Here is a 26,497-nt window from a genome sequence, read left to right as displayed (position 1 = left end):
GGTAGAGATGTTTGCTTTAAAACGCAGTAACCCCGCCATCCACCGCCAGCGAATGGCCAGTCGTGAACGCCGCGCCATCGCTGCACAGGTACAGCACCGCGCTGGCGATCTCTTCAACCTTCCCGATGCGACCGACCGGATGCATGGCGTTGGCAAACTCGCCTTTTTTCGGGTCGGCTTCATAAGCGCGACGGAACATGTCGGTGTCGATCACCGCCGGGCACACCGCGTTGACCCGGATCTTTTTCTTGGCGTACTCAATGGCCGCCGACTTGGTCAGGCCGATCACTGCGTGTTTAGAGGCTGCGTAGATGCTCATTTTCGGCGCGGCCCCAAGGCCGGCCACCGATGCCGTATTGACGATCGCGCCGCCCCCTTGCGCCAGCAGCAGCGGCAACTGGTACTTCATGCACAGCCAGACGCCTTTGACGTTGACGCCCATGATCGCGTCGAACTCGTCGAGCGTACCTTCGGCCAACTTGCCTTTTTCGATTTCGATGCCGGCGTTGTTGAAGGCATAGTCAAGGCGACCGTAAGTGTTGATCACCTCCTCCATCAGATTTTTCACATCGCTTTCCAGGGTAACGTTGCAACGCACGAAGGTCGCTTCGCCACCGGCTGTACGAATCAGCGCCACCGTGCCCTCGCCGCCCGCCACGTCCATATCGGCCACCACGACCTTCAGGCCCTCGGCGGCAAATGCCTGGGCGGTCGCGCGGCCAATACCGGCCGCCCCGCCTGTCACCACGACCACCTGGCCGGAAAACGTCATGCTCATTGTTATGTCCTCGAATAGAAGAATGCGGGGAATCGCGTGTGACCAGTCTAGCCATGGAGGTCTTGAACACGGCAGCACTATCAAGGCTCCGGTTGGACATCCATGAGTTGCAGTGATGGAACTGTCGTACCAACTATCACTGCACTGGATCAACCTGCATTCGCCGCATCAGCCGAACTTGCGGCATCGTCGCTGACCGGCTATCAACAAAGCTTCATTCATCTTGAGTGCCTGCCATGACCTCCCAGACCAATCGCCAATTCCTGCTCGCCAAACGTCCGGTTGGCGCGGCGACCCGAGAGACATTCACCTACCAGGAAGTACCGGTCGGCGAGCCGGCGGCGGGTCAGATCCTGGTTCAAAACGAATACCTGTCCCTGGACCCGGCCATGCGCGGCTGGATGAACGAGGGCAAGTCCTACATCCCGCCGGTCGGGCTCGGCGAAGTCATGCGCGCCTTGGGTGTGGGCAAAGTCATTGCCTCGAACAACCCGGGGTTCGCGGTCGGGGATTACGTTAACGGCGCCCTGGGCGTGCAGGACTTCTTCCTCGGCGAGCCACGAGGCTTCTACAAGGTCGATCCGAAACTGGCACCGCTGCCACGTTACTTGTCAGCACTGGGCATGACCGGGATGACGGCGTACTTCGCCCTGCTCGACGTCGGCGCTCCGAAGGCCGGTGACACAGTGGTGTTGTCAGGCGCAGCTGGCGCCGTGGGCAGCATTGCCGGGCAGATCGCCAAGATCAAAGGGTGCCGGGTGGTTGGCATCGCCGGCGGCGCCGACAAGTGCAGGTTCCTGATCGATGAACTGGGTTTCGATGGCGCTATCGACTACAAGAATGAAGACGTCCTGGCCGGCCTCAAGCGCGAGTGCCCGAAAGGCGTCGACGTGTATTTCGATAACGTGGGTGGCGACATTCTCGACGCAGTGCTCAGCCGCCTTAACATGAAGGCGCGGGTGGTGATTTGCGGTGCCATCAGCCAGTACAACAACAAGGAAGCGGTCAAGGGACCGGCCAACTACCTGTCGCTGCTGGTCAACCGCGCGCGCATGGAAGGCTTTGTGGTGATGGACTACGCCGCCCAGTACGCCAGCGCCGCCCAGGAAATGGCCGGCTGGATGGCCAAGGGGCAGCTCAAGAGCAAGGAAGACATCGTTGAAGGACTGGAGACTTTCCCGGAGACGCTGATGAAATTGTTCAGCGGCGAGAATTTCGGGAAGTTGGTGTTGAAGATCTAAGGCAACCACAAACCAATGTGGGTGCGGCGGTGCGGCGATCCGACTTGCTCGCGAATACGATGTATCAGTCAACATTGATGTCGACTGACACGCCCTCTTCGCGAGCAAGCCCGCTCCCACATTTGGTTCTGCGGTGTCAGATCAGGCCAGTTCAGCCACAACCGAAGCCAATGCCTTGGCCGGATCCGCCGCCTGGCTGATCGGACGGCCGATCACCAGATAGTCGGAACCGGCATCCAGCGCCTGACGTGGCGTCAGGATTCGGCGCTGATCGTCCTGGGCGCTGCCCGCCGGACGAATCCCCGGGGTCACCAGTTGCAACGACGGATGCGCAGCTTTCAGTGCCTGGGCCTCCAGGGCCGAGCACACCAGGCCGTCCATCCCGGCTTTTTCCGCCAGGGCGGCCAGGCGCAGCACCTGCTCCTGGGGCTCGATGTCCAGGCCGATGCCCGCCAGGTCTTCACGCTCCATGCTGGTCAACACGGTCACGCCGATCAGCAACGGCTTCGGACCGGTACGCTGATCCAGCACTTCACGGCACGCAGCCATCATGCGCAGGCCGCCGGAGCAGTGCACGTTGACCATCCACACGCCCATTTCCGCAGCCGCCTTGACGGCCATCGCTGTGGTGTTCGGGATGTCGTGGAACTTGAGGTCCAGGAACACTTCGAAACCCTTGTCGCGCAGGGTACCGACGATTTCCGAAGCGCAGCTGGTGAACAGTTCCTTGCCGACTTTGACCCGGCACAGCTTCGGGTCCAACTGATCGGCCAGCTTCAGTGCGGCGTCACGGGTAGGGAAATCCAGGGCGACGATGATAGGAGTCTGGCAGGCGGACATGAGTGGGCTCTCAGGCAAGTCGAAATCGGCGCGCATTGTAGCGGAACCAGCGCCGCTGCGGGACCCGATGATCGGTAAATCGTCGCGACGGCTCAGGCAAGACTAGCCCTTGAGGCCATTGTGTCGAGCTCGATACAGACACGACACGTCCGCAACACCCCGGCCCGCTACCCTCGGCAACCGCAACAGGTCCCTGCAACAGCACTTCCCGCCTCAGGGCCGGACGCCTATGCTGGAACCACAACCTCGCAGCCTATCTTTGTGGTTGGCAGCCTACCTGGCAGATGAACGCACGCATGCACAACACCCAAGCACCCGTGAACGACGACCAAAAAACGCCTGGTGACGACAAACGCTGGAGCATTCGCGCCCTGATCGTCGACGATGACGTCCCGATCCGCGAATTGATGATCGACTACCTGGCCCGGTTCAACATCCATGCCAGCGGCGTCACCGATGGCGCCGCGATGCGCCTGGCGATGCAGGCGGAGCATTTCGACGTGGTGGTGCTCGACCTGATGCTGCCCGGTGAAGACGGTCTGTCGCTGTGCCGCTGGCTGCGCGCCGAGTCGGACATCCCGATCCTGATGCTCACCGCCCGTTGCGAACCCACCGACCGGATCATCGGCCTCGAACTCGGCGCCGACGACTACATGGCCAAGCCGTTCGAGCCCCGCGAACTGGTGGCGCGGATCCAGACCATCCTGCGCCGGGTGCGCGATGACCGCAGCGAACAGCGGGCGAACATTCGTTTCGACAATTGGCGCCTGAACAGCGTGCTGCGGCAACTGATTGCCGACAATGGCCTGGTGGTGCCGTTGTCCAACGCCGAATTCCGCCTGCTCTGGGTGTTTATCGAACGTCCGCGCCGCGTGCTCAGCCGGGAACAACTGCTGGACGCCGCTCGTGGTCGTTCGATCGAAGCCTTTGATCGCAGCATCGACCTGCTGGTGTCGCGCCTGCGCCAGAAACTCGGCGACGACCCCAAGGCTCCGCAGTTGATCAAGACCGTTCGCGGTGAGGGTTACCTGTTCGATGCCCGAGACATCGGCTGATGCGCGGGCGCTTCGATACGCTGTTCGGTCGCCTGTTTGGCGTACTGTTGCTGGCGATTATCCTCGCGCACCTGCTGGCCTTTGCCTGGTTCCACCATTACGGCCCGCCGCCTCCGCCGCCTCCACCGGAGTTTTCCGAAGGCCTGGACGGGCCACGCCCGCCACTGGACCCACGTTTCGAGAAACGGCCGCCTCGACCGTGGTTTGGCGGTCCGTTGGTGCCCCTGACGTTTCAATTGGTCTCGCTGATCATCGCCGCCTGGTACGGCGCCAAACTGCTGAGCCGGCCGATCCAGCGCCTGAGCGACGCGGCCGAGCGCTTGAGCGAAGACCTCGACAGCCCACCACTGGATGAATCGGGACCACGGGAAGCACGGCAAGCGGCGCACACGTTCAACAAAATGCAGCGCCGAATCCTGGAACAGGTCAAGCAGCGCTCGCGCATGCTTGGTGCCGTGTCCCACGACCTGCGCACGCCGTTGTCGCGGCTCAAGCTGCGGCTGGAGAAAATCGACGACGAGAAGTTGCAAGGCCAGATGCGCCAGGACCTCGACGACATGATCAGCATGCTCGACGCCACGCTCACCTATCTGCATGAACAGCGCACCAGCGAAGCCCCGCAGTGGATGGACGTGCAGGCGTTGGTGGAGTCCTTGAGCGAAAATGCCCAGGACCAGGGTGCGAACGTCCAGGCCAGCGGCCACTGCGCTCCCCTGCAGGTGCAGCCAATGGCCTTGCGCTCCTGCATCAACAACCTGATGGACAATGCCCTGCGCTATGCCGGACAGGCGCTGATTACCCTGCAAGACCATCGTGAACAGTTGGTGATTCGGGTCATCGACCATGGCCCGGGCATCGCCGCAGAACAACGCGAAGCAGTGTTCGAACCCTTCTTTCGCCTTGAAGGCTCGCGTAATCGCAATTCCGGCGGCGTTGGCCTGGGCATGACCATTGCCCGGGAGGCCGCGCAACGAATGGGCGGGCAGCTGACACTGGAAGAAACCCCCGGTGGCGGCCTGACGGCGGTGATTCGCCTGCCGCGCGCCTGAAAGCAAAACCGGCCCAATGTGGGAGTGAGCCTGCTCGCGATGAGGCCCTGTGCCGCAACAAAAAGCCCACTGACCCTCAGGGGCTCAGTGGGCTACGGACCCTGGAACTTCAGGGCCGGCGATCTTCAACCCGCGCCTGAGTCTTGCTCCAGTCGATCAACAGGCTGTAGGCCACCGCCAGCAATGTCGGGCCAATGAACAGGCCGATAAAGCCAAAGGCAATCAACCCGCCAAACACCCCAAGCAGCACAATGACCAGCGGCAGGTTACCGCCACGGCTGATCAGGTACGGTTTGAGCACGTTGTCGACACCGCTGATGATGAATGTGCCCCAGATGCCGAGGAATATGGCCATCCCGTACTCGCCTTTCCAGGCCAGCCATGCGGTCGCCGGAATCCATACCAACGGCGGGCCCATCGGGATCAGGCTGAGCATGAACGTCACGATACCGAGCACCAGCGCTCCCGGTACGCCGGCAATCAGGAACCCGATCAGCGCCAGGATCGCCTGGGCCGCCGCGGTGCCGATCACGCCGTTCACCACCCGCTGTACCGTGCCCGCCACCAGCTCGATGTAATAGCCGGCCCGCTGACCGATCAGCCGCTCCAGCAACGTGTGTACAAACGCCGCCAGTCGCGGCCCGTCACGATAGAAAAAGAACACGAAGACGATGCTCAGGGTCAGCTCGAGAATACCGCCGCCGATCTGCGCACTGCGCGCCAGCAACCAGTTACCCACCTGCCCCAAATAAGGCTTGAGCGACACCATCATCGCCGCGCCCTGCTCATCGATGCTGTTCCAGATGCCTACCAGCCGTTCGCCCACAAAGGGAATCGAACCCAGCCACACCGGTGCTTCGGGTAGCCCCTCGACCTGCGCATCCTTGATGAATGCGGTGGCATCGCGCACATGATCGGCGAGGTTGAAACCCAGCCACACCAGCGGTGCCGCTACCAGCACCATCCAGCCCAGCGTCAACAATGCCGCCGCCAGCGACTCGCGACCGTTAAGCCAACGGGTCAGCAAGCGCATCAGCGGCCAACTGGCAAACGCCAGGACCGCGCCCCAGAACATCGCCGACCAGAACGGCGCCATCACCCAGAAGCTCGCGCCGAACAACACCACGAGCAGGATCTGCACCAACAGGCGATCGTTATTGATCATCAAAAGTCTCGAAAAAGTCAGTCAGCAAAAGAGTAGGCGAACGCAGCTTGCACGCTCGCCCGGTACAGCCTAGCGCAATAGCTCGATGTGCAGGCCAGAGCCCTCGGCACTGCCGGTTTCCATCCGCGCGGCACGCACGCCCTGGGCAATCAGTGCCTGTCGCCAGGCTTCGGAGTTCGCTCCGGAAATGCTGACCCGCAAGGTGGTGTCCAGATTCAGTCCGCGAGAAATCAGGCGCAGCCAGGTCTCGTCAGGTGCGCTGTTCAACGTGGAAAAATCCAGCTCGCCGGTGCTCTTGAGTTCACGCAGCAAGGTCGCGGAGGTCGGCAACAACTCGCCCAGCGGTGCCGAAGCTTCGAACTGTTCGACATGCAGGTAGGCTTTGCGATTACCCCGGGTGATGCTGTACAGCGCAATGAGCGTGTTGTCCCTTGGTGCGGCAAGACGCAGCAGCAGATAGGCCTGTTGATCGTCGGCGCCGTACAGCTTGGCGTTACCGAAGACTTCATTGGCCCAGAGGCTGCTTTCGCCACAATCGCGCGCCTGGCACCAAAAGAGCAACCCGGCGTCCTGCTGTTGCAAAGCCTCGCGGGCAGCGGTGAACGCCTCGATGGATGAATGCTCCGGTGGCAACTCGTAGGTCACCGACGTGACGTTGCCGCGGGCACTGACCTGGCCGTCGAAACGTAACTGGCCACTGATTTTACGGATCGAGCCCAACGGGTAGATCCGCTCCAGTTCGGCGGCGGGGCGATAGTCGACAATCTGGGCGTCGGTCATGCGCGGCACTATCGGCAGGTCCTGACTGCCCGGAATATCAGCGGCGAACAACAAGGGACTGAAACTGCACAGCACCAATAAACTGAATGAACGCATGGATAGACTCATCGGATCAGCATGGCCTGGGCGCCCTTGATGACACTGGCTTCATCGGCGCGTATCGGTACCTGCAGACCACGCTGCACCGCGGGCCGGGCCTCCATGGTTGCCATCCAGCGTTGCAACGCCGTCAAGCCCTCCACCGAGACGCCCGACCACTCGTAGCCGCGCACCCAGGGAAAGGTGGCGATGTCGGCAATGCTGTACTCGCCCGCGAGGAACTCCACGCTTTGCAAACGCGTCTCGAGCACTTCGTAGAGGCGACGGGTTTCATGCTGATAGCGGTCGATGGCACCCTGGAGTTTTTCCGGAAAGTAGCGGAAGAACACGTTGGCCTGGCCCTGCATCGGGCCGATCCCGCCCATCTGAAACATCAGCCACTGCAATACCAGCGAACGCCCCTTCGGGTCCGATGGCATCAGTTTGCCGGTCTGTTCAGCGAGGTAAATCAGGATGGCGCCGGATTCGAACACGGCGAAATCGCCGTTGGCGCGGTCGACAATCGCCGGAATCCGGCCATTGGGGTTGATCTTGAGGAAGTCCGTGGACTTCTGCTCCTTTTTGTCGAAACTCAAGGCATGCACCGTGTAGGGCAGGCCGAGTTCCTCGAGCACGATAGAGACCTTGTGGCCATTCGGAGTCGCAGCGGTGTAGAGATCTATCATGGTTGTCTCCCTTTTCAACCCGCCAAGCCTCGACAGTTGCCCGGCGCAAGTCAAGGAATGGCGAAAAACCGATTGAAACAGTCTGCGACAAGATCGGCACCGGACTCGTCATTGAGGTGCAAATGGTGGCCGCCTGGCAGCTGTTCCCGGCTAAAGGGTAGACGCTCCAGCAACTCAGGGTGTTTGGCGAGCATGCCGTCGGCGGCAACCACCAGCGTTGCAGGACACTTGATCCGCTGGACGAAGGCCATGGCCTGTTCGGTTGTAAGACGCAGCGGCGATGGCAACGTGAGGCGATTGTCGGTGCGCCAGGTGTAACCGCCCGGCACCGGCATCAGGCCGCGCTGCGCCAGCAGTTCAGCGGCCTCGCGGCTGACCGCAACCAGGCCCTTCATGCGCGCTTCGATGGCTCGGTCGAGGGTGTCGTAGACCGACTTGCGCTTCTCCCGCAAATCCAGTTGAGCTTGCAGGGCCATGCCCATGCGCTCGGCAGCGTTTTCACCTTTGTCTGTAGGAGGAATGATGCCGTCGATCAACGCCAGGTGGGTGACCCGTTCGGGCATCGACCCGGCGATGATCAGCGAAGCGATGGCGCCCATCGAATGCCCCATCAGCGCAAATTTGCGCAGTTCTAGCTGTTCGGCGACTTGCAGCACATCGTGGGCATAGTCCCACATGGCGTAACCGGCGCCCGGCGGGCGATGCCCGGAATGACCGTGACCGGCCATGTCCAGCGCGATGACGCGCAAGCCTTTGAGCTTCGGCGCCAGACGGGCAAAGCTGTTGGCGTTGTCCAGCCAGCCATGCAGGGCAATCACCGGCAGACCGTCTTCAGGACCGAACAGGTGCGCCGCCAGTTCGATGTGCGGCAGGCTCAGGCGGACTTCTTCGACGACGTGGTTCATGCGCAATCCTGCTGTCGACGGCCGCCCCAGCGATAGAACAGGCCTTTGAGCATGTCAGCGGTATCAAGGGGACGTTCGAGCGGAAACATGTGGCCGCCGGGCATGGTCAACGACTCGCCCAGCGGCAGGCGGTCCACCGAACTGGCGTGATGGCGCATCACTACGCGGCTGTTGTGCCCGCGAACCACCGCCAGCGGCACTTGCAACTGCCGGGTGCTGCCCGGGCTGGTGTGCGGCACACCGCGATAGATGCTGATTTCCGTGGCCGGGTCGAACCGCAGGCGCAGCTTGTCGCCGACCTGGTGCAAGCCGTGTTGCAGGTAGGCATCGAAGCATTCCGGGTCGAAACCGCGGAACAGGGTTTTACCGGCGAAATATTTCCGGGCGCTTTCCAGGTCGGCGAATTCTTCACGGCGACCCAGGGTGCGCCCGGCCGGGGTCAAGCGGTCGATGAAACCAAAGCGTTTGGCCGCCCGTATGACCCATTGGTCGGTGCGGGTCAGCACGGGCGAGTCGAGCATCACTACCCCGCGATACAGCTCAGGGCAGCGCAAAGCCGCATGCAGATGCAGCACGCCACCAAAGGAGTGACCGACACCCCACACAGGCTCGGCCTGCTGTTGCAGGTGATGGATCAGCTCATCCACCAGGTTGTACCAGTTGTCGTCCGCCGGGAAACGCGGATCGTGGGCGTGCTGCTCCAGATACGTCACCTGAAACTCGGGTGCCAGCGCCGCAAACAACTTGCCGTAGGTCCCCGAAGGAAAACCATTGGCGTGGGCGAAAAAGATCTGTTGCGACATACCTGCAAATCCATGAGCGAGAACAGACGTCGATTGTCCGCAAGACCGCGTCCTACAGCAATGACCGTAACTGACAGGAATGATGACAGTCCGGTCAAAGCTATGGCTTTGGTTCAACGAGTCGGTGGATTCTCACCCAATGGCACCACTGCCATGGTCAGTCGCGACACACAACTGGCCTTGCCCTCATCGCTAGTCAGGCGAATGTCCCAGACGTGGGTCGTGCGGCCGATGTGGATCGGCTTGGCCACCGCCGTCACCCGTCCGCTGCGCAGGCCGCGCAAATGGTTGGCGTTGATTTCCAGGCCCACGCAATAGAATTTGCTGGCATCGATGCACAGGTAGCTGGCCATTGAGCCGACCGATTCGGCCAGCACCACCGAGGCACCGCCATGCAGCAAGCCGTAGGGCTGATGGGTGCGGTGATCGACGACCATGCTGGCGGTCAGGGACTCTTCGTCGAAGGACTCGAAACGGATGTCCAGCACTTCGCCAATGGTGTTTTTCTGGATTGCGTTCAACTGCTCGATGTTCGGGGTGGTGCGCCACAAGCTCATCGCAGTATTTCCTTGTTGGTTTTCTTCGTGAATCAATCCTGCCACAGCACCGCTTCGCTGCGCTCGCTCCATTCCTCAAAGCGCTCACCGTAAGCCGCTTCGATCACGTTGCGCTTGATCTTCAGGGTCGGGGTGAGAAAGCCGTTTTCCACGGCCCAACTGTCCTTGACCACTACCAGGCGCCGCAGTTGTTCATGCTTGTCGAGGGCGCCGTTGACCTCTTCCAGCAATTTTTCCAGGCTCGAATGCAGGCCGGCGCGCGCGGCCCCGTCGGCATCCTGCTGGCCGACCGCCGACAACACGCACAAACCCAGCGGCGCACTCAAACCATCGCCCACCACGCAGACCTGTTCGATGCGCGAATGCACGGCCAGGCGATTTTCAATCGGAGCCGGGGCCACGTACTTGCCTTTGCTGGTCTTGAAGATTTCCTTCAGGCGTCCGGTCAGGCGCAGATTGCCTTCGGCGTCCTGCTCGCCCTTGTCGCCGGTACGCAGGAAGCCGTCCTCGGTAATGGTGTCGGCGGTTTTTTCCGGTTCCTTGTAATACCCGAGCATGGTCGCACCACTGCGCACCATGACCTCCCCCGTCTCGGCGATCCGCACTTCGACTTCCGGGCAAGGCTTGCCGATCCAGCCCGGTTTGTTCTGGCCCGGCATACCGATGTGGGAGTAGCCGCAACTCTCGGTCATGCCGTAGACCTCCAGCACGTCCAGCCCCAGTTTGCGGTACCACTGCAACAAGGTCTGCGGCACCGGAGCTGCGCCGGACAACGCGATGCGCAACGCGTCCAGCCCCAACCCGGCGAGGACTTTATGCCCGACCCGTTTGCCGATGATCGGCAGGCCAAGCAGGAAGTCGAGACGTTTTGCCGGGATCTTGCTGTACACGCCCATCTGGAATTTGGTCCAGATACGCGGCACGCCAAACAGTGCGGTCGGGCGCGCACGTCGCAGGTCGGTGAGGAAGGTATCGAGGCTCTCAGCGAAAAACACTGTTTGACCTGTATAGATCGACGCCAGTTCGACGAACATCCGCTCAGCAACGTGGCACAGCGGCAGGTAGGACAACAGCCGGTCCGACTCGTTGAGGCCGAACAACGCAGTGCCGCGTGTCGTGGCGAACCCCAGATTGCCGAAGCTGTGCATCACGCCCTTGGGCATGCCCGTGGTGCCGGATGTGTAAATGATGGTCGCCAGTTGATCGGCGTCAGGCTTGGGATTGTCCTGGATGGGCGAGCTGCGTTGCAGGTCGTCCCAGCTGAAATCAAAGTCACCGGGAGGATGCAGGGGCAGGCTGATGGTCGGCAGGTCGGGGCTGACGCCACGGGACATGCCTGGCCAGTCATCGAGCTTGCCAATGAACGCCAGCGCTGCTTCCGAATGTTCGAGCACTTGGGCAACGGTCTCGGCGGTCAGGTTTGGGTACAACGGCACCGACACATGCCCGGCCATCCAGATCGCCAGATCGGCAATGATCCAGTGCGCACAATTTTTCGAGATCAGGGCGATATGGCTGCCCTGCGGCAGTTCCCGCGCTCGCAGCCAGTGGGCGGCGCAGCGTGCTTGATGACCGACGTCGGCCCAGGTCAAGGTCTCGACCTGGCCGCCTCCGACAGGCTGGACCAGAAAGCGCTGGCGGGGATGACGGGCCTCACGCTCGTAGAAGACGTCCAGTGGCAAACGAAAAGCAGCAGACATGCGACTCGCTCCTGTGATTTTGGTCTGGAGCAAGCGTAGCCAACCAAGCAAGTGCTTGGTTGACTATTTCATACAAAACTTTTCGGGTTATGACGTACCTGTGGGAGCGTGGCTTGCCCGCGATGCAGGCGCCGCGGTTTATCAGGTAAACCGAGTCGATGCCTTCGCGGGCAAGCCACGCTCCCACAGAAAAGCGGTGTTAAGGGTGCTTGATGCTGTCGAGTTTCATCGACCCGATCAGTAACTCATCGCCCTTGAGTTCGGCCAACCCGGCGGTGCTGACTTTTTCCGGCGGATGCCCGGCACCATGTTGCAGGTAACTCAACAAATGCCCCACCAGCGGGTTGTGACTGACCAAAAGGACGTTGCTCACCGATACCAGTTGCTCGGCCACTTTGTCCGGGTCGGTGTCCGGGGTCAGCCATTCGACGGTACGGATCTCGGGCTCGAAGCCCAATGCCTCGCGCACCAGTTGCGCTGTCTGCTGTGCACGCAGGTAGGGGCTGGCATAGATCGCCGTCAGCGGCTCACCCATCAACCGCGCGGCGCTGCTCAACACTTCCTTGCGGCCGTGGTCGGTCAGTGCCCGCTCGGAATCAGGTCGCGCTCCATAAGGCTCGGCTTCACCATGACGCAATACCCAGAGTTTCATAGCTTGGGTTCCTCATCTCGGGTCGGATGGGGTGCCGGTGCCACGACATGCGGCGCCTCACCTTCCGGTGTACGCGGCGTCGGCCAGTCGGCGAACGGCCAGGGCTTCTGGTCGCTGTGAAAGCTGCCGAAACGACCGATCTGCGCCAGAAACTGGCTCAGGCTGTCGCCGAAATTCATCAGGCTGGCGCTTGGGGCGCCATAGAACAAACGATAGATCAACTGCACCAGCACGACGGCGCCGAGGATGAACTGCGCCACTTGCCACACCAGCACGAAGAGGATCATCCACAGCACCCGCAGCAGGATGGATTCGTACTTGGCTTCTACTTTTGGATCGTTCATGCGCAACTCCCTGCTTTTCTGGCAAGCGTGAAATTAGTTGAAACCACTGGTGGAAATAAAGTCGACGTCGGTTTTCGGCTCGCCACGCATTAACAGTCCGATGACCTGCTCCAGCGTGCGGCCCTCGAACAGGATCGCGTGCAGACCGGCGACCAGCGGCATGTACACGCCAACCTCCTGGGCCTTGGCCTTGAGCACTTTAAGGGTGTTGACCCCTTCGGCGACTTCACCCAGGCGCGTGACCGCCTCGTCCAGGCTCAGGCCCTGGCCGAGGGCGAAACCGACCTGATAGTTGCGGCTCTTGGGCGACGAACAGGTCACGATCAGATCGCCCACGCCCGCCAGTCCCAGGAAGGTCATCGGGTTAGCGCCCTGATTCACCGCGAAGCGGGTCATTTCCGCCAATGCCCGGGTAATCAGCATGCTTTTGGTATTTTCGCCCATGCCCAGCGCCACCGCCATGCCGGCGATGATCGCGTAGACGTTTTTCAACGCCCCACCCAGTTCCACGCCGAAACGGTCGGCGCTGGCGTACACACGAAAGGTGCGCCCGTGCAGCGCGGCCTGAACCTGCTGGCAGAGTTCTTCGTCTTCACTGGCGACCACCGTGGCGGTCAGTGCATGTTCGGCGATTTCTCGGGCCAGGTTGGGTCCGGACAGGACGCCGATGCGCGCCTGCGGGGCGATCTCTTCGAGGATCTCGCTCATCAGCTTGAACGTGTGGGCTTCGATGCCTTTGGTCAGGCTCACCAGCAATTTGCCGGTCAAGCGTTCGGCGTGCGGCACCAGCACCGAGCGCAGCGCGCTGGAGGGCAATGCGACAAAACACAGGTCACAGGCGTCCAGGGTGGCTTGCAGGTCGGTGACCGGCGTGACGCCGGGCAGAATTTTGATGCCTTTGAGGTAACGCGGGTTTTCGCGATTGACCCGAATGGCCTCGGCCTGTTCGGGGTCACGCATCCACTGAAGGACCTGATTCCCGTTCTCGGCCAGCAGATTAGCCACGGCGGTTCCAAAACTTCCGCCTCCCAGGACCGCAATCGGGCGCTGTTCAGTCATATGCAATCCGTTAATCCATACCAGTGGCGATGTCGGCATTATACGGGGCAGCCCCTCGGCGGCCAGCCCCGACATCAAATACCTGCAACCGTAGGAAGAAGACCAATAAAACCGAGGAAAATGCAGACATCGTGAATGGAAAAGTCATTCGGCTCGGTTAACATGCGCGCCAACAATCACTGACAGGGATCAGTTGTGTCTCCGGGCTCTTCTTCACCGCATTCGCCTCTGGTACTGGCGCTGATTTTCAGCTCGCCGGTGCTGGCCGACGACTTGTTCCTGGACAGTGAACCACTGCCGCAAGTGCTCACCGCCACGCGCCTGAAGCAGTCGCCGGCGGCCGTGCCGGGAAGCATGACGGTGATTGACAGCGCCCTGATCCACGCCAGCGGAGCCCGCGACATCAGTGAACTGCTGCGTCTGGTGCCGGGGATGATGGTCGGCAACATCAGCGGCAACCAGGCAGCGGTGAACTACCACGGCACCAATGCAACTGAAGCGCGACGCATGCAAGTGCTGATAGACGGGCGCTCGGTGTATCGCGCCGGCCTGGCCACCGTCGACTGGAGCGACATTCCGGTGGCCATGGAAGATATCGAGCGCATCGAAGTTTTTCGCGGACCGAATACCGTCAGCTACGGCGCCAATGCCCTGATGGCGGTGGTCAACATCATTACCCGGCGGCCGGCCGACAGTCACGGTACGCGCATGAAGGTCACCCAGGGCCAGCGCGGCATCAACGACTTTTACGCCAGCCAGGGCCTGGGCTGGGAGGACGGTGACATGCGCCTGTCCCTGTCCGGCCAGCAAGACGACGGCTTCGACACCGATCGAACCGGCGCGCACTACCATGACAGCCGTCGCCTCGATCGCTTCAACCTCGCCGTCAGCCAGAGCCTCGACGAACGGCAAAGCCTCGACTGGCAATTGAATGCCAAGGACGGCACCAACCAACGCCCCTATACCTACCGGCCGGTGTTCCCGGGGATTACCCGCGCGGGCAACGACTCCGACGTCACCGCCAAGGACTACGCCGGGTCATTGCGCTGGAACCTGGACATCGATCCCGACCACAGCCTTTATATCCAGGGTTCGGCCCAACACTGGGATCGTCAGCAAACCTGGCGCGCCTGCGATGCTGAAATATCCTTCAGCCCGCAACTGACCGAACTCTGGCAATTGAACCCGAACTACACCGAACGCCTGGCCCGCAACATCACGCGTTTCACCGGCCCTGGTGCGCCGGCCGGCACGCCCGCCGAGCAGGCGCTGGCCAATCAGGTGCTCGATCAATGGCGCAACGGCGCAAGCCAGACCGTTTGCGGCGACATCGACCAGAGCACCCGAGAGTCGCGCTACGACCTCGAACTGCAGGACACCCTGAGCCTTGCCGATAACCTGCGGCTGGTCAGCGGTTTGAACTATCGTTACGACCGGGCAGATTCCGAGACCTACTTCAATGGCAAGCTCGATGACACCATCTGGCGGGCGTTCGGCCAGTTCGAGTGGCGTGCCACCGAACACTGGCTGTTGCAAGGCGGTGCCATGTTCGAGGACACCCGGTTGATCGGCAGCTCGCTGACACCTCGCATGGCGGTCAACTACCTGATCAATCCGCGTCACGGCTTGCGTGCAGTGTACTCCGAGGCCGTCCGTTCGCCGGACATGTTCGAGAACAACGTCAACTGGAGTTATCAGGTCACCAACCTCAAGCCCGGCGCCTTTGGCCAGTCCAGCGCCCGTTATTTCGTCAAGACCCGTGGCCCCGGCGACCTCGACCAAGAGCACATGCGCTCCCGGGAACTGGGCTACAACGGCTATTTTCCCGAACCGGGGCTGGCGCTCGACGTGAAGCTGTTCCACGACGAAATCACCGGCATGATCAGTGAACCGCTGCGCAACAATCAGTACATCGCCAGCAACGCCAACAAGGCACGCTTTTCGGGGGGCGAAACCCAGCTCGACTGGCGCGTCGGCAGCCTCGATCGCCTGCGACTGACCTATGCCTACGTTGATGCCGACGCCAGCAATCCGCTGGATGCCAGGCAGACTGCAAGCAACAGTGGTTCGGTCGGATGGCTGCGCGATTGGGGCCAGGGCTGGAACAGTGCGCTTTTCTATTATGGCGATGACGCCCTCAACGGCTACCGCTTCGAACGGGTCGATGCGCGCATCGCCAAACGTATCGCCTTGGGCAAGGCCAGCCTGGAGCTGGCCGGAGTGCTCCAGCAACGGCTGGACAATCAGCCGACCACCTTCATCGACAACAACTATGACCAGCGCCACGTAATGTATTTCAGCGCGGAGCTGGAGCTTTAAGATGCCGAATCGTCCGGCCTGCAGAATGCCGACCCTGGGTCGGCTGCTGGCCATACTCTGCCTGCTATCAAGCGGCCTGCTGGGCAGCCTGGCGAGTAATGCGGCCGACATTTTGCTCACGGGTGCCGAAGACAGCCCCGCTGTGCGGGCGTTTACCCAGGCCCTGAGCGAGTTGCGACCAAGCGATAGCGTACGCTTCCAGACGCTGGCCAAAATGCCGATACCGGACAAGTTGCCGGAAAACATCCGCTTGATACTGCTCGACCTGCCCAGCCTCGACTGGCGCCTGCAGAACGCCCAGGGCCCGGCGACACTGGTATTGCGCATCAGCCGCCTGCAGGCCCGGCAGCGCTTGAACAACTCGCTGCCTGCACGCCTTTGCCTGCTATGGAGCGATCCACCACTGGATCGCCAGTTGCGCTTGACCCGCACCCTGTTGCCCCAGGCCAGACGCGTCGGCGTGCTCTACGACACCCACAGTGAATTCCTCTTGAATGAGCTGCGTCAGGCCGCCCTCCCCCTGGATCTTGAGGTGGTCACCCAGCGCTGGGACAACATTCACGACAGTCGTCCATTACAGGCCCTGCTAAATAAAAGCGACGTGTTGCTGGGCCTGGACGATGCCGACCTGTACAACCCGCAAACCGCAAAGAACCTGCTGTTGAGCAGCTACTCCCGGCAAGTGGCGCTGATCGGACCCAACGCCGGATTCGTCAAGGCCGGGAGCCTGGCCAGTACCTATAGCGATCAGAGCGATTGGTTGGCGGTCCTCGACGAATTGCTCGACCGGCCTCCGGCCACCTGGCCGCACACGTACTATCCCCATCGATTCAAGGTCGCGAGCAATCCGCAGGTGGCGCGTTCATTGGGTATCGAACAGATAAACGAAGCGTCTGTCGCCACACTGCTGGCTGAAGGAGAACGCCGTCCATGAGTTTGCGCCGTCGCTGGGACATCAACACCCGCACCCAACTGATCAGCCTCGGCCCTGCACTGCTGCTGACCTTGTTGCTGATCAGTTTCTTCACGTTCGTGCGTATTCAGGATCTGCGTCAGGAAATCACCCACACCGGCCAGCTGATCGCCAATCAACTGGCCCCGGCCACCGAGTACGGAGTGATTTCGGGCAACATCGAAGTGCTCGACACCTTGCTCAAGGCGACGCTGGCCACACCCAACGTGAGCTTTCTGGAAATCCAGGACAGCGCCAACCGGGTTCTGGTGTACGTCGAACAACCGAACGAACATCATAATCGCGCGCAACAGCTCGAAGTGTTCCAGGCACCGATACGGCTCCAGCGCATCGCTTTGCACAATGATTTTTTCCAGAGCAGCAAAACCGCCACCGTGGCCCCTGTCGAAGACTATCTAGGCCGGGTGATCGTCGGGCTTTCCAACGACGCCTTCAGCCGGCGCCAACAGGAAATCGTGCTCAAGGCCGCCATCCTGGCACTGTTTGCCCTGCTGTTTACCTTCATTGTGGCCCGGCGTCTGGCGGGCAGCCTGTCGCAACCGATCCGCGATATCGGCAATGCGGTCAAGGCGATCCAGGACGGCGACTACAAGACACCGCTACCGATTGTCGATGACACCGAGCTGGGGGCGCTGTCGCAACACATCAACAACCTCGCCAGCGGTCTCGAGCAGGCCAGCCGCGAACAGCATCAGGCCATGGCGCAGCTGATCCAGACCCGCGAAGAAGCGGAAAAGGCCAACAACGCCAAATCCGATTTCCTCGCCATGATGAGCCATGAACTGCGCACGCCAATGAATGGCGTACTGGGCATGCTGCAGTTGCTGGAAACCACCGACATGACCGAGGAACAGGTGGAATACGCGGCGCTGGCCTCGGAATCCACCGAGCACTTGCTCAAGGTCATCAACGACATCCTGGATTTCTCGCGGATCGAACGTTCAGAGCTGGAACTGGAGCACATCCCGTTCAACCTCGCCGACCTGATCGGCAGTTGCGCCCAGTCGTTCCAGCACAGCGCCGCGCAACGTGGTCTGGACCTGCAACTGATGATCCCCGACGACATGCGCGGCTTGCAGGCCAAGGGCGACCCGACGCGTATCCGGCAGATACTGGTCAACCTGGTTGGCAATGCACTGAAATTCACCGAGCAGGGCCGCGTCACCATCGAGGCGCAGTGGCAGTCGCTGGACCACGAGTTGCTGTGGTTCACCTGCACCGTGCGCGACAGCGGCATCGGCATCCCGGCGCAAAGCCTGGAATTGATGTTCAACGCTTTCCAGCAGGCCGACAGCTCCATTTCAAGACGTTACGGCGGCACAGGGCTGGGCCTGCCGATTGCCCGTACCTTGGCCGAACGCATGGGCGGCACCTTGCGCGCGCAGAGTGAGGAAGGCCACGGTTCGGTGTTCACCCTGGAAATCCCCCTGGCTCTGCACCAGCAGACCCAACCGCTATTGCCCCCTCGCGCGCAATCGCGCAACAGCAATGGCGAGGGGCGCAATGTGCTGTTGGTCGAAGACAACCCGGTCAACCAGACCGTCATCGAAGCCATGTTGCGCAGCCTGGGCTTCAAGGTCAGTGTCGCCGCCGACGGCGCGCAGGCGGTACGCAGTGCCGAGAGCCTGATTTTCGAAGCGATCCTGATGGATTGCCGCTTGCCGATCATCGATGGCTATGAAGCCACCCGACAAATCCGCAAGCTACCCGGCTGCACCGACCTGCCGATCATCGCCCTGACCGCCAACGCCTTGCAGGGTGACCGCGAAGCCTGTCTGTCGGCAGGGATGAACGATTACCTGGCCAAGCCGTTCAAACGGACTGATCTGCAGCAAATTCTGCAGCGATGGGTGCAGTAGTACAGGCCTTTCGAGCATCTGCGACTGGCGTGAAAGGCGAAAGTGCGGCAGTCTTAGTCACCCGAACAGGCCCGAAAAGGGGCTTGAATAATAATTTCAGTGCACAAGTGTACATTCATGTCCTTGGTGCTGTGACTTTCACCACAACGCAATAGTCTATGAGTAGGCTGCCGGTTCGAGGCATGAACGCTTCGATCGGCCGGGAAGATTTGCCCCACCTGCCGCATGGGACTATTGAGGAGCTCGCATGACCAAACAAAACGCCTTTACCCGGGAAGACCTGCTGCGCTGCGGTCGCGGTGAGCTGTTCGGCCCTGGTAACGCGCAACTGCCCGCCCCGAACATGCTGATGGTTGATCGCATCACCCTTATCAGCGAAGAAGGTGGCAAGTACGGCAAAGGTGAATTGGTCGCCGAGCTGGATATCAATCCGGACCTGTGGTTCTTCGCCTGCCACTTCGAAGGCGACCCGGTGATGCCGGGCTGCCTGGGCCTCGACGCCATGTGGCAACTGGTCGGTTTCTTCCTGGGCTGGCAAGGCCTGCCGGGCCGTGGCCGTGCGCTGGGTTCGGGCGAAGTGAAATTCTTCGGCCAGGTCCTGCCGACCGCCAAGAAAGTCACCTATAACATTCATATCAAGCGCGTCCTCAAGGGCAAGCTGAACCTGGCCATCGCCGACGGTTCGGTCACTGTCGACGGTCGCGAAATCTACACCGCCGAAGGCCTCCGGGTCGGCGTGTTCACCTCCACTGACAACTTCTAAGGGTTATCCGCATGCGCCGCGTCGTTATCACTGGTCTGGGCATCGTTTCTTGCCTGGGCAATGACAAAGAGACCGTCTCCGCTAACCTGCGTGCAAGCCGCCCTGGCATCCGGTTCAACCCGGAATATGCCGAAATGGGTCTGCGTAGCCAGGTTTCCGGCTCCATTGACCTCAACCTTGAAGAACTGATCGATCGCAAGATCTATCGCTTCGTCGGCCACGCGGCAGCTTATGCCTACCTGGCCATGAAAGACGCCATCACCGACTCCGGCCTGACCGAAGAGCAGGTGTCCAACCCGCGTACCGGCCTGATCGCCGGTTCCGGTGGCGCATCGACCCTGAATCAGATGGAAGCGCTGGACATCCTGCGCGAGAAAGGCGTCAAGCGCGTCGGCCCATACCGCGTAACGCGGACCATGAGCAGCACCGTTTCCGCGTGCCTGGCCACTCCGTTCAAGATCAAGGGCCTGAACTACTCCATCGCGTCTGCCTGCGCCACCAGTGCTCACTGCATCGGTACCGCCATGGAACAGATCCAGATGGGCAAGCAGGACATCGTCTTCGCCGGTGGCGGTGAAGAAGAGCACTGGAGCCAGTCGTTCCTGTTCGACGCCATGGGCGCCCTGTCCAGCAAGCGCAACGACACCCCGGAAAAAGCTTCCCGTGCCTACGACGCCGACCGTGACGGTTTCGTCATCGCCGGCGGTGGCGGCATGGTCGTGGTTGAAGAGCTGGAACACGCTCTGGCCCGTGGCGCGAAAATCTACGCGGAAATCGTCGGCTACGGCGCGACCTCCGACGGCTACGACATGGTTGCCCCGAGTGGCGAAGGCGCGATCCGCTGCATGCAGCAGGCACTGTCCACCGTCGACACCCCGATCGACTACCTGAACACCCACGGCACTTCGACCCCGGTCGGCGACGTCGCGGAAATGAAAGGTGTGCGTGAAGTGTTCGGCGACAAGGCTCCGGCCATCAGCTCCACCAAGAGCCTGTCCGGTCACTCGCTGGGCGCCGCCGGCGTTCACGAAGCGATCTACTGCATGCTGATGATGGAAGGCAACTTCATTGCCGGCTCCGCCAACATCGACGAACTCGACCCTGAAGTGGCCGATCTGCCGGTGCTGACCAAGACCCGCGAAAACGCCACCATCAACACCGTGATGAGCAACAGCTTCGGTTTCGGTGGCACCAACGCCACCCTGGTACTGAAGCGCTGGCAGGGCAAGTAACACCCCGCCATAACGCCGCACAAGAAAACGCCCCGACTGGTTCGGGGCGTTTTTTTTGCCTTGAGAAAAGCCTCAAGACATACACAAATCCTCTGTAGGAGTGAGCCTGCTCGCGATAGAGGTATTCCAGGCAACATCACTGGTAACTGACCCACCGCTATCGCGAGCAGGCTCACTCCTACAAGCGTCTGCGGTGCGTTCTGAAGATGAAGCTTTTGTCATGAAACTTAATGCCCTGTGACCGAATGTCGCGTGTTTAGCGGGCTGCAGGACTGTTTCCGTTTTTGCAAAAAACCGTTACCAAACTCAGTCATTTACTTAGCAAGCTAACAAAACATATAACAAAGGCCTGCACACGCCTTGCTGCAGATAACAGAGATTGGAGCTAGCAGATGACTGTAAAAGTAACTGAACGCGACGATTCACATAAATCCCACGAGGGTGTAGCCGCCGGTATCCGGATCTGGGATGTGCATCAACAAGACCTGCTGGTCGGGATGTTCCATTCCGAGATCGACGCACAAAACTACAGGGCCGAACTGGAAATGCTCGAGCGCAAACGCGAGCTCGCAACCGGTTGAAGACAGACTCCACCACCATGCAGCCTGCCCCTTCCCCGCACGGGCAGGCTGCGACCGGAGGACGCGGCTCAGGCAATCTGAATGGCCGCTAAATGAAGCGAGTCGTCGATCTCCACCGAAGGAACAACACCGACGATCCAGCCCGCCTCAAGTTTCACCACCTCGCACTCACCATCACCCATGCCGTCATTGCGGACGGCAAACTGAAGCGAAGACAGATGACGCTTGCCGTAATCGAAGTTCATGCCACAGGCAATCAGAAAATCGATTTTTGCCCCCGCCTGTTCAACTTCCTTATCCCGTTCACCGTCTTTCAACACCGCATAATCCAGGCACAAGTTGATACCGAATGGGCAACCCGCGACAAGACTATTAATGAATATCCCTTCGTAACCACCAAAGTAACTGTGCTCGGCCCGTACATCACTGACTTTCTTTACCCTTACCACGACCTCATCGAACAACTTGAAAAACCAGTACCCGTCTTCCGCGCCTACATGCCTTCCAAAATCGATTCCAGACACATAACGTTTCGGCCACATCGACATAAGCGGAATGTCAGCCTCGTACTCCTTATTGGAAATGGTCAGCACATAATTAACGACATCGTAATAGCTCGACTCCCCCTCTCCCACTTTGATCAGCGTCGCACAACTTCCCGCCAATAAAACGATCTTGCCGTACAGTTCCACTGGCAGATCGCTTATCAACAGCGTCACACACTCGGTCACCTTCGTCAGATAGGCAGAGCTCAGTTCGTGAAGTTCTTGCTCATTGCGGACTTCGTGCCAGGGAATGTTCCAGAAAAACTCAGGCAAGGTTACGAAAACGCAAGCAGACCCGCCGTGATCGTCGCGAGCAGCTTTCGCAGCAATCTTGATCTTTCGGCGTACAAGCTCCGCTCGCGCGACAAGCTCGTCGTCAAGATAATCGTGAATGGATTGATCGAGTTGTCGCGGCCGTGAAAGCTGCGATTTAAAAGTGGGTTGGCGTAACGAGGCGATACTTACCAGCATTGAGAATATCCTTATTCATTGAAGTTCATTCCATTAGTTCTCTCCCCTGAGAATATTTCGGGCAAAAGAAAACCCGAGAGATCGTATCGACGCGATCTTTCGGGTTCAATTGATTAATCCAGCAATGTACTAACAAACATGTAATGCCAGAGAAGCGATTACCACATCAGATCATCAGGGATCTTGTAGGCTGCGTACGGATCATCCTCGACGCTGACTTCTTCGGTCTGCACATTCAACTGCACGATGCGTTGCGGGTCGCGCTCCTGAATCTTCAGCGCAGCCTCGCGCGGAATCACTTCGTAGCCGCCAGCGTGATGCACGATGGCCAGCGAACCGCTGCTGAGCTTGTTGCGCATCAGGGTGTTGACGGAGATGCGCTTGACCTTCTTGTCGTCGACGAAGTTGTAGTAATCCTCGGTCGTCAATTTCGGCAGGCGCGAGACTTCGATCAATTGCTTGACCTGCGCGGCACGGGCCTTGGCCTCAGCCTTTTCCTGCTGCTGGCGGTTGAGCTCCTGGTCGCGCTTGACCTTCTCGGCCATGGCTTCCTGTGCCGCGCGTTGCTGGGAGTCATCCAGCTCGACCTGGCCTTTGTGGGCCAGGCGTTGCTGTTTCTGCTTGTCTTTGCTGACCTGCTTGGCCTGCTTCTGGTTGACCAGCCCTGCTTTGAGCAACTGGTCGCGAAGGGAAATGCTCATGGTGCTTATTACTCACTTAGGCTACTGCTCAACCGCAGCTGGGCAAATTCTTTTCCTGACGTTTGGCTTCGCCCCACAAGGCGTCCAACTCTTCGAGGGTGCAATCTTCCATGGGACGGCGGGTGTCGCGCAATGCCTGTTCGATAAAACGAAAGCGTCTTTCAAACTTGCCGTTGGCGCCACGCAGTGCGGTTTCCGGATCGACCTTGAGATGCCGCGCCAGATTGACCACGGAAAACAGCAGGTCGCCGATCTCGTCGGCCACGGCCTCGGGATCATTTTCCGACATGGCTTCGAGGACTTCATCGAGCTCTTCACGTACTTTATCGAGCACCGGCAAGGCGTCCGGCCAGTCGAAACCGACCTGCCCTGCGCGCTTTTGCAATTTCGCCGACCGTGACAACGCCGGCAAGGCCGCGGGGACGTCATCAAGCAACGACAGCTGTTCGGGGGCTGAAGATTTCTCCGCGCGCTCCTCGGCCTTGATCTCTTCCCAACGCTGCTTGACCTGCGCTTCACTCAGGCGCGGGACATCCATTGGCGCATACAGATCACCGGTGGGGAACACGTGAGGATGGCGGCGGATCAGCTTGCGGGTGATGCTGTCGACCACGCCGGCGAACTCGAAGCGCCCTTCTTCCCGGGCCAACTGGCTGTAATAAACCACCTGGAACAACAGGTCGCCCAGCTCACCCTGCAAGTGATCGAAGTCACCGCGCTCAATGGCGTCGGCGACTTCGTAGGCTTCTTCCAGAGTGTGGGGGACGATGCTGGCGTAAGTTTGCTTGATGTCCCACGGGCAACCGTACTGCGGATCGCGCAGGCGGTTCATCAGGTGAAGCAGGTCTTCAAGTGAATACATTTATTAAACTCTGCGAGAACCTGTGGGAGCGAGCTTGCTCGCGATAGCGTCGTCACATTCAACATCAATGTGTCCTTCAAGCAGCCATCGTCGGATCGCCGCCCGGAGCCAAGCTCGCTCACACAGTAGAACGGTGCCAGACATGAACACCATCACGGCGTACGGTTACGCCGGGTTTCGATGATGTTCGGCAACTGGGAAATCCGCCCCAGCAACCGCCCCAATGCATCCAGCCCCGGAATCTCGATGGTCAGGGACATCAGCGCGGTGTTGTCCTCCTTGTTCGAGCGGGTGTTGACCGCCAGCACGTTGATCCGCTCGTTGAGCAGCACCTGCGAAACATCACGCAGCAAACCGGAACGGTCGTAGGCGCGGATGACGATGTCCACCGGATAGGTGAGCACCGGTACCGGGCCCCAGCTGACCTGGATGATCCGCTCTGGCTCCCGCCCGCTCAGTTGCAGCACCGAGGCGCAGTCCTGGCGGTGAATGCTCACGCCACGGCCCTGGGTGATGTAACCGACGATGGCATCCCCCGGCAGCGGCTGGCAGCAGCCGGCCATCTGGGTCATCAGGTTGCCGACGCCCTGGATCTGAATGTCGCCGCGCTTGCCCGGTTTGTATCCGGTGGCCTTGCGTGGAATCAGTTCAAGCTGCTCGTTGCCACGCTCCGGCTCGACCAGTTGCTGCGCCAGGTTGACCAGTTGCGCCAGGCGCAGGTCCCCGGCACCGAGGGCGGCGAACAGGTCTTCGGCGGTTTTCATGTTGGCCTTGTCGGCCAGCTTGTCGAAATCCACCGCCGGCAGGCCGAGGCGATTGAGCTCGCGCTCGAGCAGGGTTTTACCGGCCGCGACGTTCTGGTCGCGAGCCTGCAACTTGAACCAGTGAACGATCTTCGCCCGTGCTCGCGACGTGGTGACGTAGCCCAGGTTCGGGTTCAGCCAGTCGCGGCTCGGGGTGCCGTGCTTGCTGGTGATGATCTCGACCTGTTCACCGGTTTGCAGGCTGTAGTTGAGCGGTACGATGCGCCCGTTGATCTTGGCGCCACGGCAGTTGTGACCAATTTCGGTGTGGACGCGGTAGGCGAAGTCCAGCGGGGTCGCGCCCTTCGGCAAGTCAATGGCGTGACCGTCCGGGGTGAAGATGTACACCCGGTCCGGCTCGATATCGACCCGCAACTGTTCCGCCAGGCCACCGATGTCACCCAGCTCTTCGTGCCATTCGAGCACCTGACGCAGCCAGGAGATTTTCTCTTCGTAGTGATTGGAACCGGACTTGACGTCGGTGCCCTTGTAGCGCCAGTGCGCGCACACGCCGAGTTCGGCTTCTTCGTGCATCGCGTGGGTGCGAATCTGCACTTCCAGCACCTTGCCCTCGGGCCCGATCACCGCGGTGTGCAGCGAGCGATAGCCGTTTTCCTTGGGGTTGGCGATGTAGTCGTCGAACTCTTTCGGGATGTGTCGCCACAGGGTGTGGACGATGCCGAGCGCGGTGTAGCAATCGCGCATTTCCGGCACCAACACACGCACGGCACGCACGTCGTAGATCTGGCTGAACTCCAGCCCCTTGCGCTGCATTTTGCGCCAGATCGAATAGATGTGTTTGGCCCGGCCGCTGATGTCGGCATCGACGCCGGTGGCCTGCAGTTCGTTTTTCAGCTGACTCATCACATCGCTGATAAAACGCTCGCGATCCAGTCGCCGCTCATGGAGCAACTTGGCAATCTGCTTGTACTGGTCCGGTTCCAGGTAACGGAAGGACAAGTCTTCCAGTTCCCACTTGATGTGACCGATACCCAGGCGATGGGCCAGCGGAGCGTAGATGTCGAAGACTTCACGGGCCACGCGGTTGCGTTTTTCGTCGTCGGCGGTCTTCACCGCGCGGATCGCGCACGTGCGTTCGGCCAGTTTGATCAGGGCAACGCGAACGTCGTCGACCATGGCCACCAGCATCTTGCGCAGGTTTTCTACCTGGCCCTGGGTGCCCAGCACCAGGGATTTGCGCGGGCTCAGGCTGTCGCTGATCGCGGCCATGCGCTGCACGCCGTCGATGAGCTTGGACACCACCGGACCGAAGCGCTGGCTGACGGCCGGCAACTTGATCTGGCCTTCGCGCACGCCTCGATACAGGATCGCGGCGACCAGTGAATCCTGGTCAAGCTTGAGGTCGGCGAGGATCTCGGCGATCTCAAGCCCGGTACGGAAAGTCGAGTTACCTTCCGACCACAGATTCTGTGCCGCATTGGCTTGTTGTTCGGCCTCGCGAGCGTACTCGCAGGCCTCTTTCAAGGCTTCGCGATCCAGTGCCAGATCGACACTGACCGCATGATCGAGCCAAGCCTCGAGATTGATACTGCCGTCGGTGTTGATCGGCTGGTGTGCTCTCACCTGTACCATCTTGCTTACCTTCCCTACGACGCAGATTCAATGCGTCAAATCGCTGACCTTCGTTGCCCGTGCGCCCACGTCGGGCTGGGTGCGCGGCTGCACGGGCGGGCCA

At 60.5% G+C, this 26,497-nt stretch carries 25 protein-coding genes; 9 read left to right on the top strand and 16 right to left on the bottom strand.

Annotated elements, in window-relative coordinates:
* Positions 1-16: 16 nt before the first annotated feature.
* On the bottom strand, positions 17-778 hold the full coding sequence (locus KGA96_RS07820; RefSeq protein ID WP_046037522.1) for an SDR family oxidoreductase: 762 nt from the start codon (positions 776-778) through the stop codon (positions 17-19).
* 236 nt (positions 779-1,014) lie between these two features.
* On the opposite strand from KGA96_RS07820, the gene KGA96_RS07815 reads away from it, so the two are divergent.
* Complete coding sequence (locus tag KGA96_RS07815; RefSeq protein ID WP_046037524.1) at positions 1,015-2,019, top strand: NADP-dependent oxidoreductase; 1,005 nt, start codon at positions 1,015-1,017, stop codon at positions 2,017-2,019.
* 141 nt (positions 2,020-2,160) lie between these two features.
* On the opposite strand, the gene pyrF is transcribed toward KGA96_RS07815, so the two are convergent.
* Entirely contained in the window at positions 2,161-2,859 is a 699-nt protein-coding gene (gene pyrF / locus KGA96_RS07810; protein ID WP_008016546.1) for an orotidine-5'-phosphate decarboxylase, read from the bottom strand.
* A 296-nt stretch (positions 2,860-3,155) separates the two neighbouring features.
* On the opposite strand from pyrF, the gene KGA96_RS07805 reads away from it, so the two are divergent.
* Together KGA96_RS07805 and KGA96_RS07800 are read left to right on the top strand one after the other, a co-directional pair.
* A complete protein-coding gene (locus KGA96_RS07805; protein ID WP_046037528.1) occupies positions 3,156-3,914 on the top strand; it encodes a response regulator in 759 nt (252 codons plus the stop codon).
* Positions 3,914-4,963, top strand: a complete 1,050-nt coding sequence (locus KGA96_RS07800) for a sensor histidine kinase (RefSeq protein WP_046037530.1) — start codon at positions 3,914-3,916, stop codon at positions 4,961-4,963. The genes KGA96_RS07805 and KGA96_RS07800 overlap by 1 nt, the downstream gene beginning before the upstream one ends.
* A 109-nt stretch (positions 4,964-5,072) precedes the next feature.
* Here the strand turns inward: KGA96_RS07800 and KGA96_RS07795 are convergent, their stop codons facing one another.
* The 10 genes from KGA96_RS07795 to KGA96_RS07750 all read right to left on the bottom strand — a co-directional run bounded on the left by KGA96_RS07795 (position 5,073) and on the right by KGA96_RS07750 (position 13,692).
* Complete coding sequence (locus KGA96_RS07795; protein ID WP_046042978.1) at positions 5,073-6,128, bottom strand: AI-2E family transporter; 1,056 nt, start codon at positions 6,126-6,128, stop codon at positions 5,073-5,075.
* Between the two features lie 69 nt (positions 6,129-6,197).
* A complete protein-coding gene (locus KGA96_RS07790) occupies positions 6,198-7,004 on the bottom strand; it encodes a DUF4892 domain-containing protein (RefSeq protein WP_046042980.1) in 807 nt (268 codons plus the stop codon).
* A gap of 8 nt (positions 7,005-7,012) precedes the next feature.
* Complete coding sequence (locus KGA96_RS07785; RefSeq protein ID WP_046042981.1) at positions 7,013-7,672, bottom strand: glutathione S-transferase family protein; 660 nt, start codon at positions 7,670-7,672, stop codon at positions 7,013-7,015.
* 50 nt (positions 7,673-7,722) lie between these two features.
* Positions 7,723-8,577: an alpha/beta hydrolase gene (locus KGA96_RS07780; RefSeq protein WP_223512231.1), complete on the bottom strand. Its 855-nt coding sequence runs from the start codon at positions 8,575-8,577 to the stop codon at positions 7,723-7,725.
* On the bottom strand, positions 8,574-9,380 hold the full coding sequence (locus tag KGA96_RS07775; protein ID WP_223512229.1) for an alpha/beta fold hydrolase: 807 nt from the start codon (positions 9,378-9,380) through the stop codon (positions 8,574-8,576). The genes KGA96_RS07780 and KGA96_RS07775 overlap by 4 nt, the downstream gene beginning before the upstream one ends.
* 113 nt (positions 9,381-9,493) lie before the next feature.
* Positions 9,494-9,937, bottom strand: a complete 444-nt coding sequence (locus tag KGA96_RS07770) for a hotdog fold thioesterase (RefSeq protein ID WP_046042985.1) — start codon at positions 9,935-9,937, stop codon at positions 9,494-9,496.
* A 32-nt stretch (positions 9,938-9,969) separates the two neighbouring features.
* Entirely contained in the window at positions 9,970-11,637 is a 1,668-nt protein-coding gene (locus KGA96_RS07765; RefSeq protein ID WP_046042986.1) for an AMP-binding protein, read from the bottom strand.
* A 199-nt stretch (positions 11,638-11,836) separates the two neighbouring features.
* The gene (gene sixA, locus KGA96_RS07760) at positions 11,837-12,289 is read right to left on the bottom strand and encodes a phosphohistidine phosphatase SixA (RefSeq protein ID WP_046042987.1); all 453 of its coding nucleotides are present in this window, start codon (positions 12,287-12,289) and stop codon (positions 11,837-11,839) included.
* Positions 12,286-12,633, bottom strand: a complete 348-nt coding sequence (locus tag KGA96_RS07755) for a DUF4389 domain-containing protein (RefSeq protein WP_046042988.1) — start codon at positions 12,631-12,633, stop codon at positions 12,286-12,288. The genes sixA and KGA96_RS07755 overlap by 4 nt, the downstream gene beginning before the upstream one ends.
* Positions 12,634-12,666: 33 nt before the next feature.
* Complete coding sequence (locus tag KGA96_RS07750) at positions 12,667-13,692, bottom strand: NAD(P)H-dependent glycerol-3-phosphate dehydrogenase (protein WP_223464225.1); 1,026 nt, start codon at positions 13,690-13,692, stop codon at positions 12,667-12,669.
* 195 nt (positions 13,693-13,887) lie between these two features.
* Here KGA96_RS07750 and KGA96_RS07745 point away from each other — a divergent pair, with 195 nt between their 5' ends.
* From KGA96_RS07745 to KGA96_RS07720, 6 genes are all read left to right on the top strand, one after another.
* Positions 13,888-16,011 (top strand): TonB-dependent receptor plug domain-containing protein, encoded by a 2,124-nt coding sequence (locus KGA96_RS07745; RefSeq protein WP_223512227.1) that lies wholly within the window; start codon positions 13,888-13,890, stop codon positions 16,009-16,011.
* 1 nt (position 16,012) lies between these two features.
* Entirely contained in the window at positions 16,013-16,945 is a 933-nt protein-coding gene (locus KGA96_RS07740) for an ABC transporter substrate-binding protein (RefSeq protein ID WP_046042993.1), read from the top strand.
* Entirely contained in the window at positions 16,942-18,843 is a 1,902-nt protein-coding gene (locus KGA96_RS07735) for an ATP-binding protein (protein ID WP_223464222.1), read from the top strand. Before KGA96_RS07740 ends, KGA96_RS07735 begins: the two co-directional genes overlap by 4 nt.
* Positions 18,844-19,090: 247 nt before the next feature.
* Complete coding sequence (fabA, locus tag KGA96_RS07730; RefSeq protein ID WP_046042996.1) at positions 19,091-19,606, top strand: 3-hydroxyacyl-[acyl-carrier-protein] dehydratase FabA; 516 nt, start codon at positions 19,091-19,093, stop codon at positions 19,604-19,606.
* Positions 19,607-19,617: 11 nt separating this feature from the next.
* The gene (gene fabB, locus KGA96_RS07725) at positions 19,618-20,838 is read left to right on the top strand and encodes a beta-ketoacyl-ACP synthase I (RefSeq protein ID WP_046042997.1); all 1,221 of its coding nucleotides are present in this window, start codon (positions 19,618-19,620) and stop codon (positions 20,836-20,838) included.
* 392 nt (positions 20,839-21,230) lie between these two features.
* Complete coding sequence (locus KGA96_RS07720; RefSeq protein WP_223464220.1) at positions 21,231-21,419, top strand: hypothetical protein; 189 nt, start codon at positions 21,231-21,233, stop codon at positions 21,417-21,419.
* 68 nt (positions 21,420-21,487) lie between these two features.
* Here KGA96_RS07720 and KGA96_RS07715 read toward each other — a convergent pair whose 3' ends face one another.
* From KGA96_RS07715 to relA, 4 genes are all read right to left on the bottom strand, one after another.
* The gene (locus KGA96_RS07715; protein WP_223464218.1) at positions 21,488-22,435 is read right to left on the bottom strand and encodes a hypothetical protein; all 948 of its coding nucleotides are present in this window, start codon (positions 22,433-22,435) and stop codon (positions 21,488-21,490) included.
* 158 nt (positions 22,436-22,593) lie between these two features.
* Entirely contained in the window at positions 22,594-23,136 is a 543-nt protein-coding gene (locus tag KGA96_RS07710; protein ID WP_103397702.1) for a DUF2058 domain-containing protein, read from the bottom strand.
* A 28-nt stretch (positions 23,137-23,164) separates the two neighbouring features.
* Entirely contained in the window at positions 23,165-23,998 is an 834-nt protein-coding gene (mazG, locus tag KGA96_RS07705) for a nucleoside triphosphate pyrophosphohydrolase (RefSeq protein WP_223464216.1), read from the bottom strand.
* Positions 23,999-24,150: 152 nt separating this feature from the next.
* Complete coding sequence (gene relA / locus KGA96_RS07700) at positions 24,151-26,394, bottom strand: GTP diphosphokinase (protein ID WP_046043002.1); 2,244 nt, start codon at positions 26,392-26,394, stop codon at positions 24,151-24,153.
* Positions 26,395-26,497 lie beyond the last annotated feature (103 nt).

It is taken from the genome of Pseudomonas sp. GL-R-26, assembly GCF_019947365.1.
Classification (GTDB): domain Bacteria; phylum Pseudomonadota; class Gammaproteobacteria; order Pseudomonadales; family Pseudomonadaceae; genus Aquipseudomonas.
The sequence above is the reverse complement of the archived record's forward strand: the minus strand, read 5'-3'. Positions and strand labels throughout refer to the sequence as shown.

Coding starts and splice junctions, on each gene's coding strand:
- KGA96_RS07750 (WP_223464225.1), bottom strand. CDS start 13,692: ATGACTGAACAGCGCCCGATTGCGGTCCTGGGAGGCGGAAGTTTTGGA.
- fabA (WP_046042996.1), top strand. CDS start 19,091: ATGACCAAACAAAACGCCTTTACCCGGGAAGACCTGCTGCGCTGCGGT.
- KGA96_RS07780 (WP_223512231.1), bottom strand. CDS start 8,577: ATGAACCACGTCGTCGAAGAAGTCCGCCTGAGCCTGCCGCACATCGAA.
- KGA96_RS07785 (WP_046042981.1), bottom strand. CDS start 7,672: ATGATAGATCTCTACACCGCTGCGACTCCGAATGGCCACAAGGTCTCT.
- KGA96_RS07740 (WP_046042993.1), top strand. CDS start 16,013: ATGCCGAATCGTCCGGCCTGCAGAATGCCGACCCTGGGTCGGCTGCTG.
- KGA96_RS07720 (WP_223464220.1), top strand. CDS start 21,231: ATGACTGTAAAAGTAACTGAACGCGACGATTCACATAAATCCCACGAG.
- mazG (WP_223464216.1), bottom strand. CDS start 23,998: ATGTATTCACTTGAAGACCTGCTTCACCTGATGAACCGCCTGCGCGAT.
- KGA96_RS07765 (WP_046042986.1), bottom strand. CDS start 11,637: ATGTCTGCTGCTTTTCGTTTGCCACTGGACGTCTTCTACGAGCGTGAG.
- KGA96_RS07710 (WP_103397702.1), bottom strand. CDS start 23,136: ATGAGCATTTCCCTTCGCGACCAGTTGCTCAAAGCAGGGCTGGTCAAC.
- pyrF (WP_008016546.1), bottom strand. CDS start 2,859: ATGTCCGCCTGCCAGACTCCTATCATCGTCGCCCTGGATTTCCCTACC.
- KGA96_RS07790 (WP_046042980.1), bottom strand. CDS start 7,004: ATGCGTTCATTCAGTTTATTGGTGCTGTGCAGTTTCAGTCCCTTGTTG.
- KGA96_RS07715 (WP_223464218.1), bottom strand. CDS start 22,435: ATGCTGGTAAGTATCGCCTCGTTACGCCAACCCACTTTTAAATCGCAG.
- KGA96_RS07820 (WP_046037522.1), bottom strand. CDS start 778: ATGAGCATGACGTTTTCCGGCCAGGTGGTCGTGGTGACAGGCGGGGCG.
- KGA96_RS07800 (WP_046037530.1), top strand. CDS start 3,914: ATGCGCGGGCGCTTCGATACGCTGTTCGGTCGCCTGTTTGGCGTACTG.
- KGA96_RS07805 (WP_046037528.1), top strand. CDS start 3,156: ATGCACAACACCCAAGCACCCGTGAACGACGACCAAAAAACGCCTGGT.
- KGA96_RS07755 (WP_046042988.1), bottom strand. CDS start 12,633: ATGAACGATCCAAAAGTAGAAGCCAAGTACGAATCCATCCTGCTGCGG.
- KGA96_RS07775 (WP_223512229.1), bottom strand. CDS start 9,380: ATGTCGCAACAGATCTTTTTCGCCCACGCCAATGGTTTTCCTTCGGGG.
- KGA96_RS07795 (WP_046042978.1), bottom strand. CDS start 6,128: ATGATCAATAACGATCGCCTGTTGGTGCAGATCCTGCTCGTGGTGTTG.
- KGA96_RS07770 (WP_046042985.1), bottom strand. CDS start 9,937: ATGAGCTTGTGGCGCACCACCCCGAACATCGAGCAGTTGAACGCAATC.
- fabB (WP_046042997.1), top strand. CDS start 19,618: ATGCGCCGCGTCGTTATCACTGGTCTGGGCATCGTTTCTTGCCTGGGC.
- KGA96_RS07735 (WP_223464222.1), top strand. CDS start 16,942: ATGAGTTTGCGCCGTCGCTGGGACATCAACACCCGCACCCAACTGATC.
- relA (WP_046043002.1), bottom strand. CDS start 26,394: ATGGTACAGGTGAGAGCACACCAGCCGATCAACACCGACGGCAGTATC.
- sixA (WP_046042987.1), bottom strand. CDS start 12,289: ATGAAACTCTGGGTATTGCGTCATGGTGAAGCCGAGCCTTATGGAGCG.
- KGA96_RS07815 (WP_046037524.1), top strand. CDS start 1,015: ATGACCTCCCAGACCAATCGCCAATTCCTGCTCGCCAAACGTCCGGTT.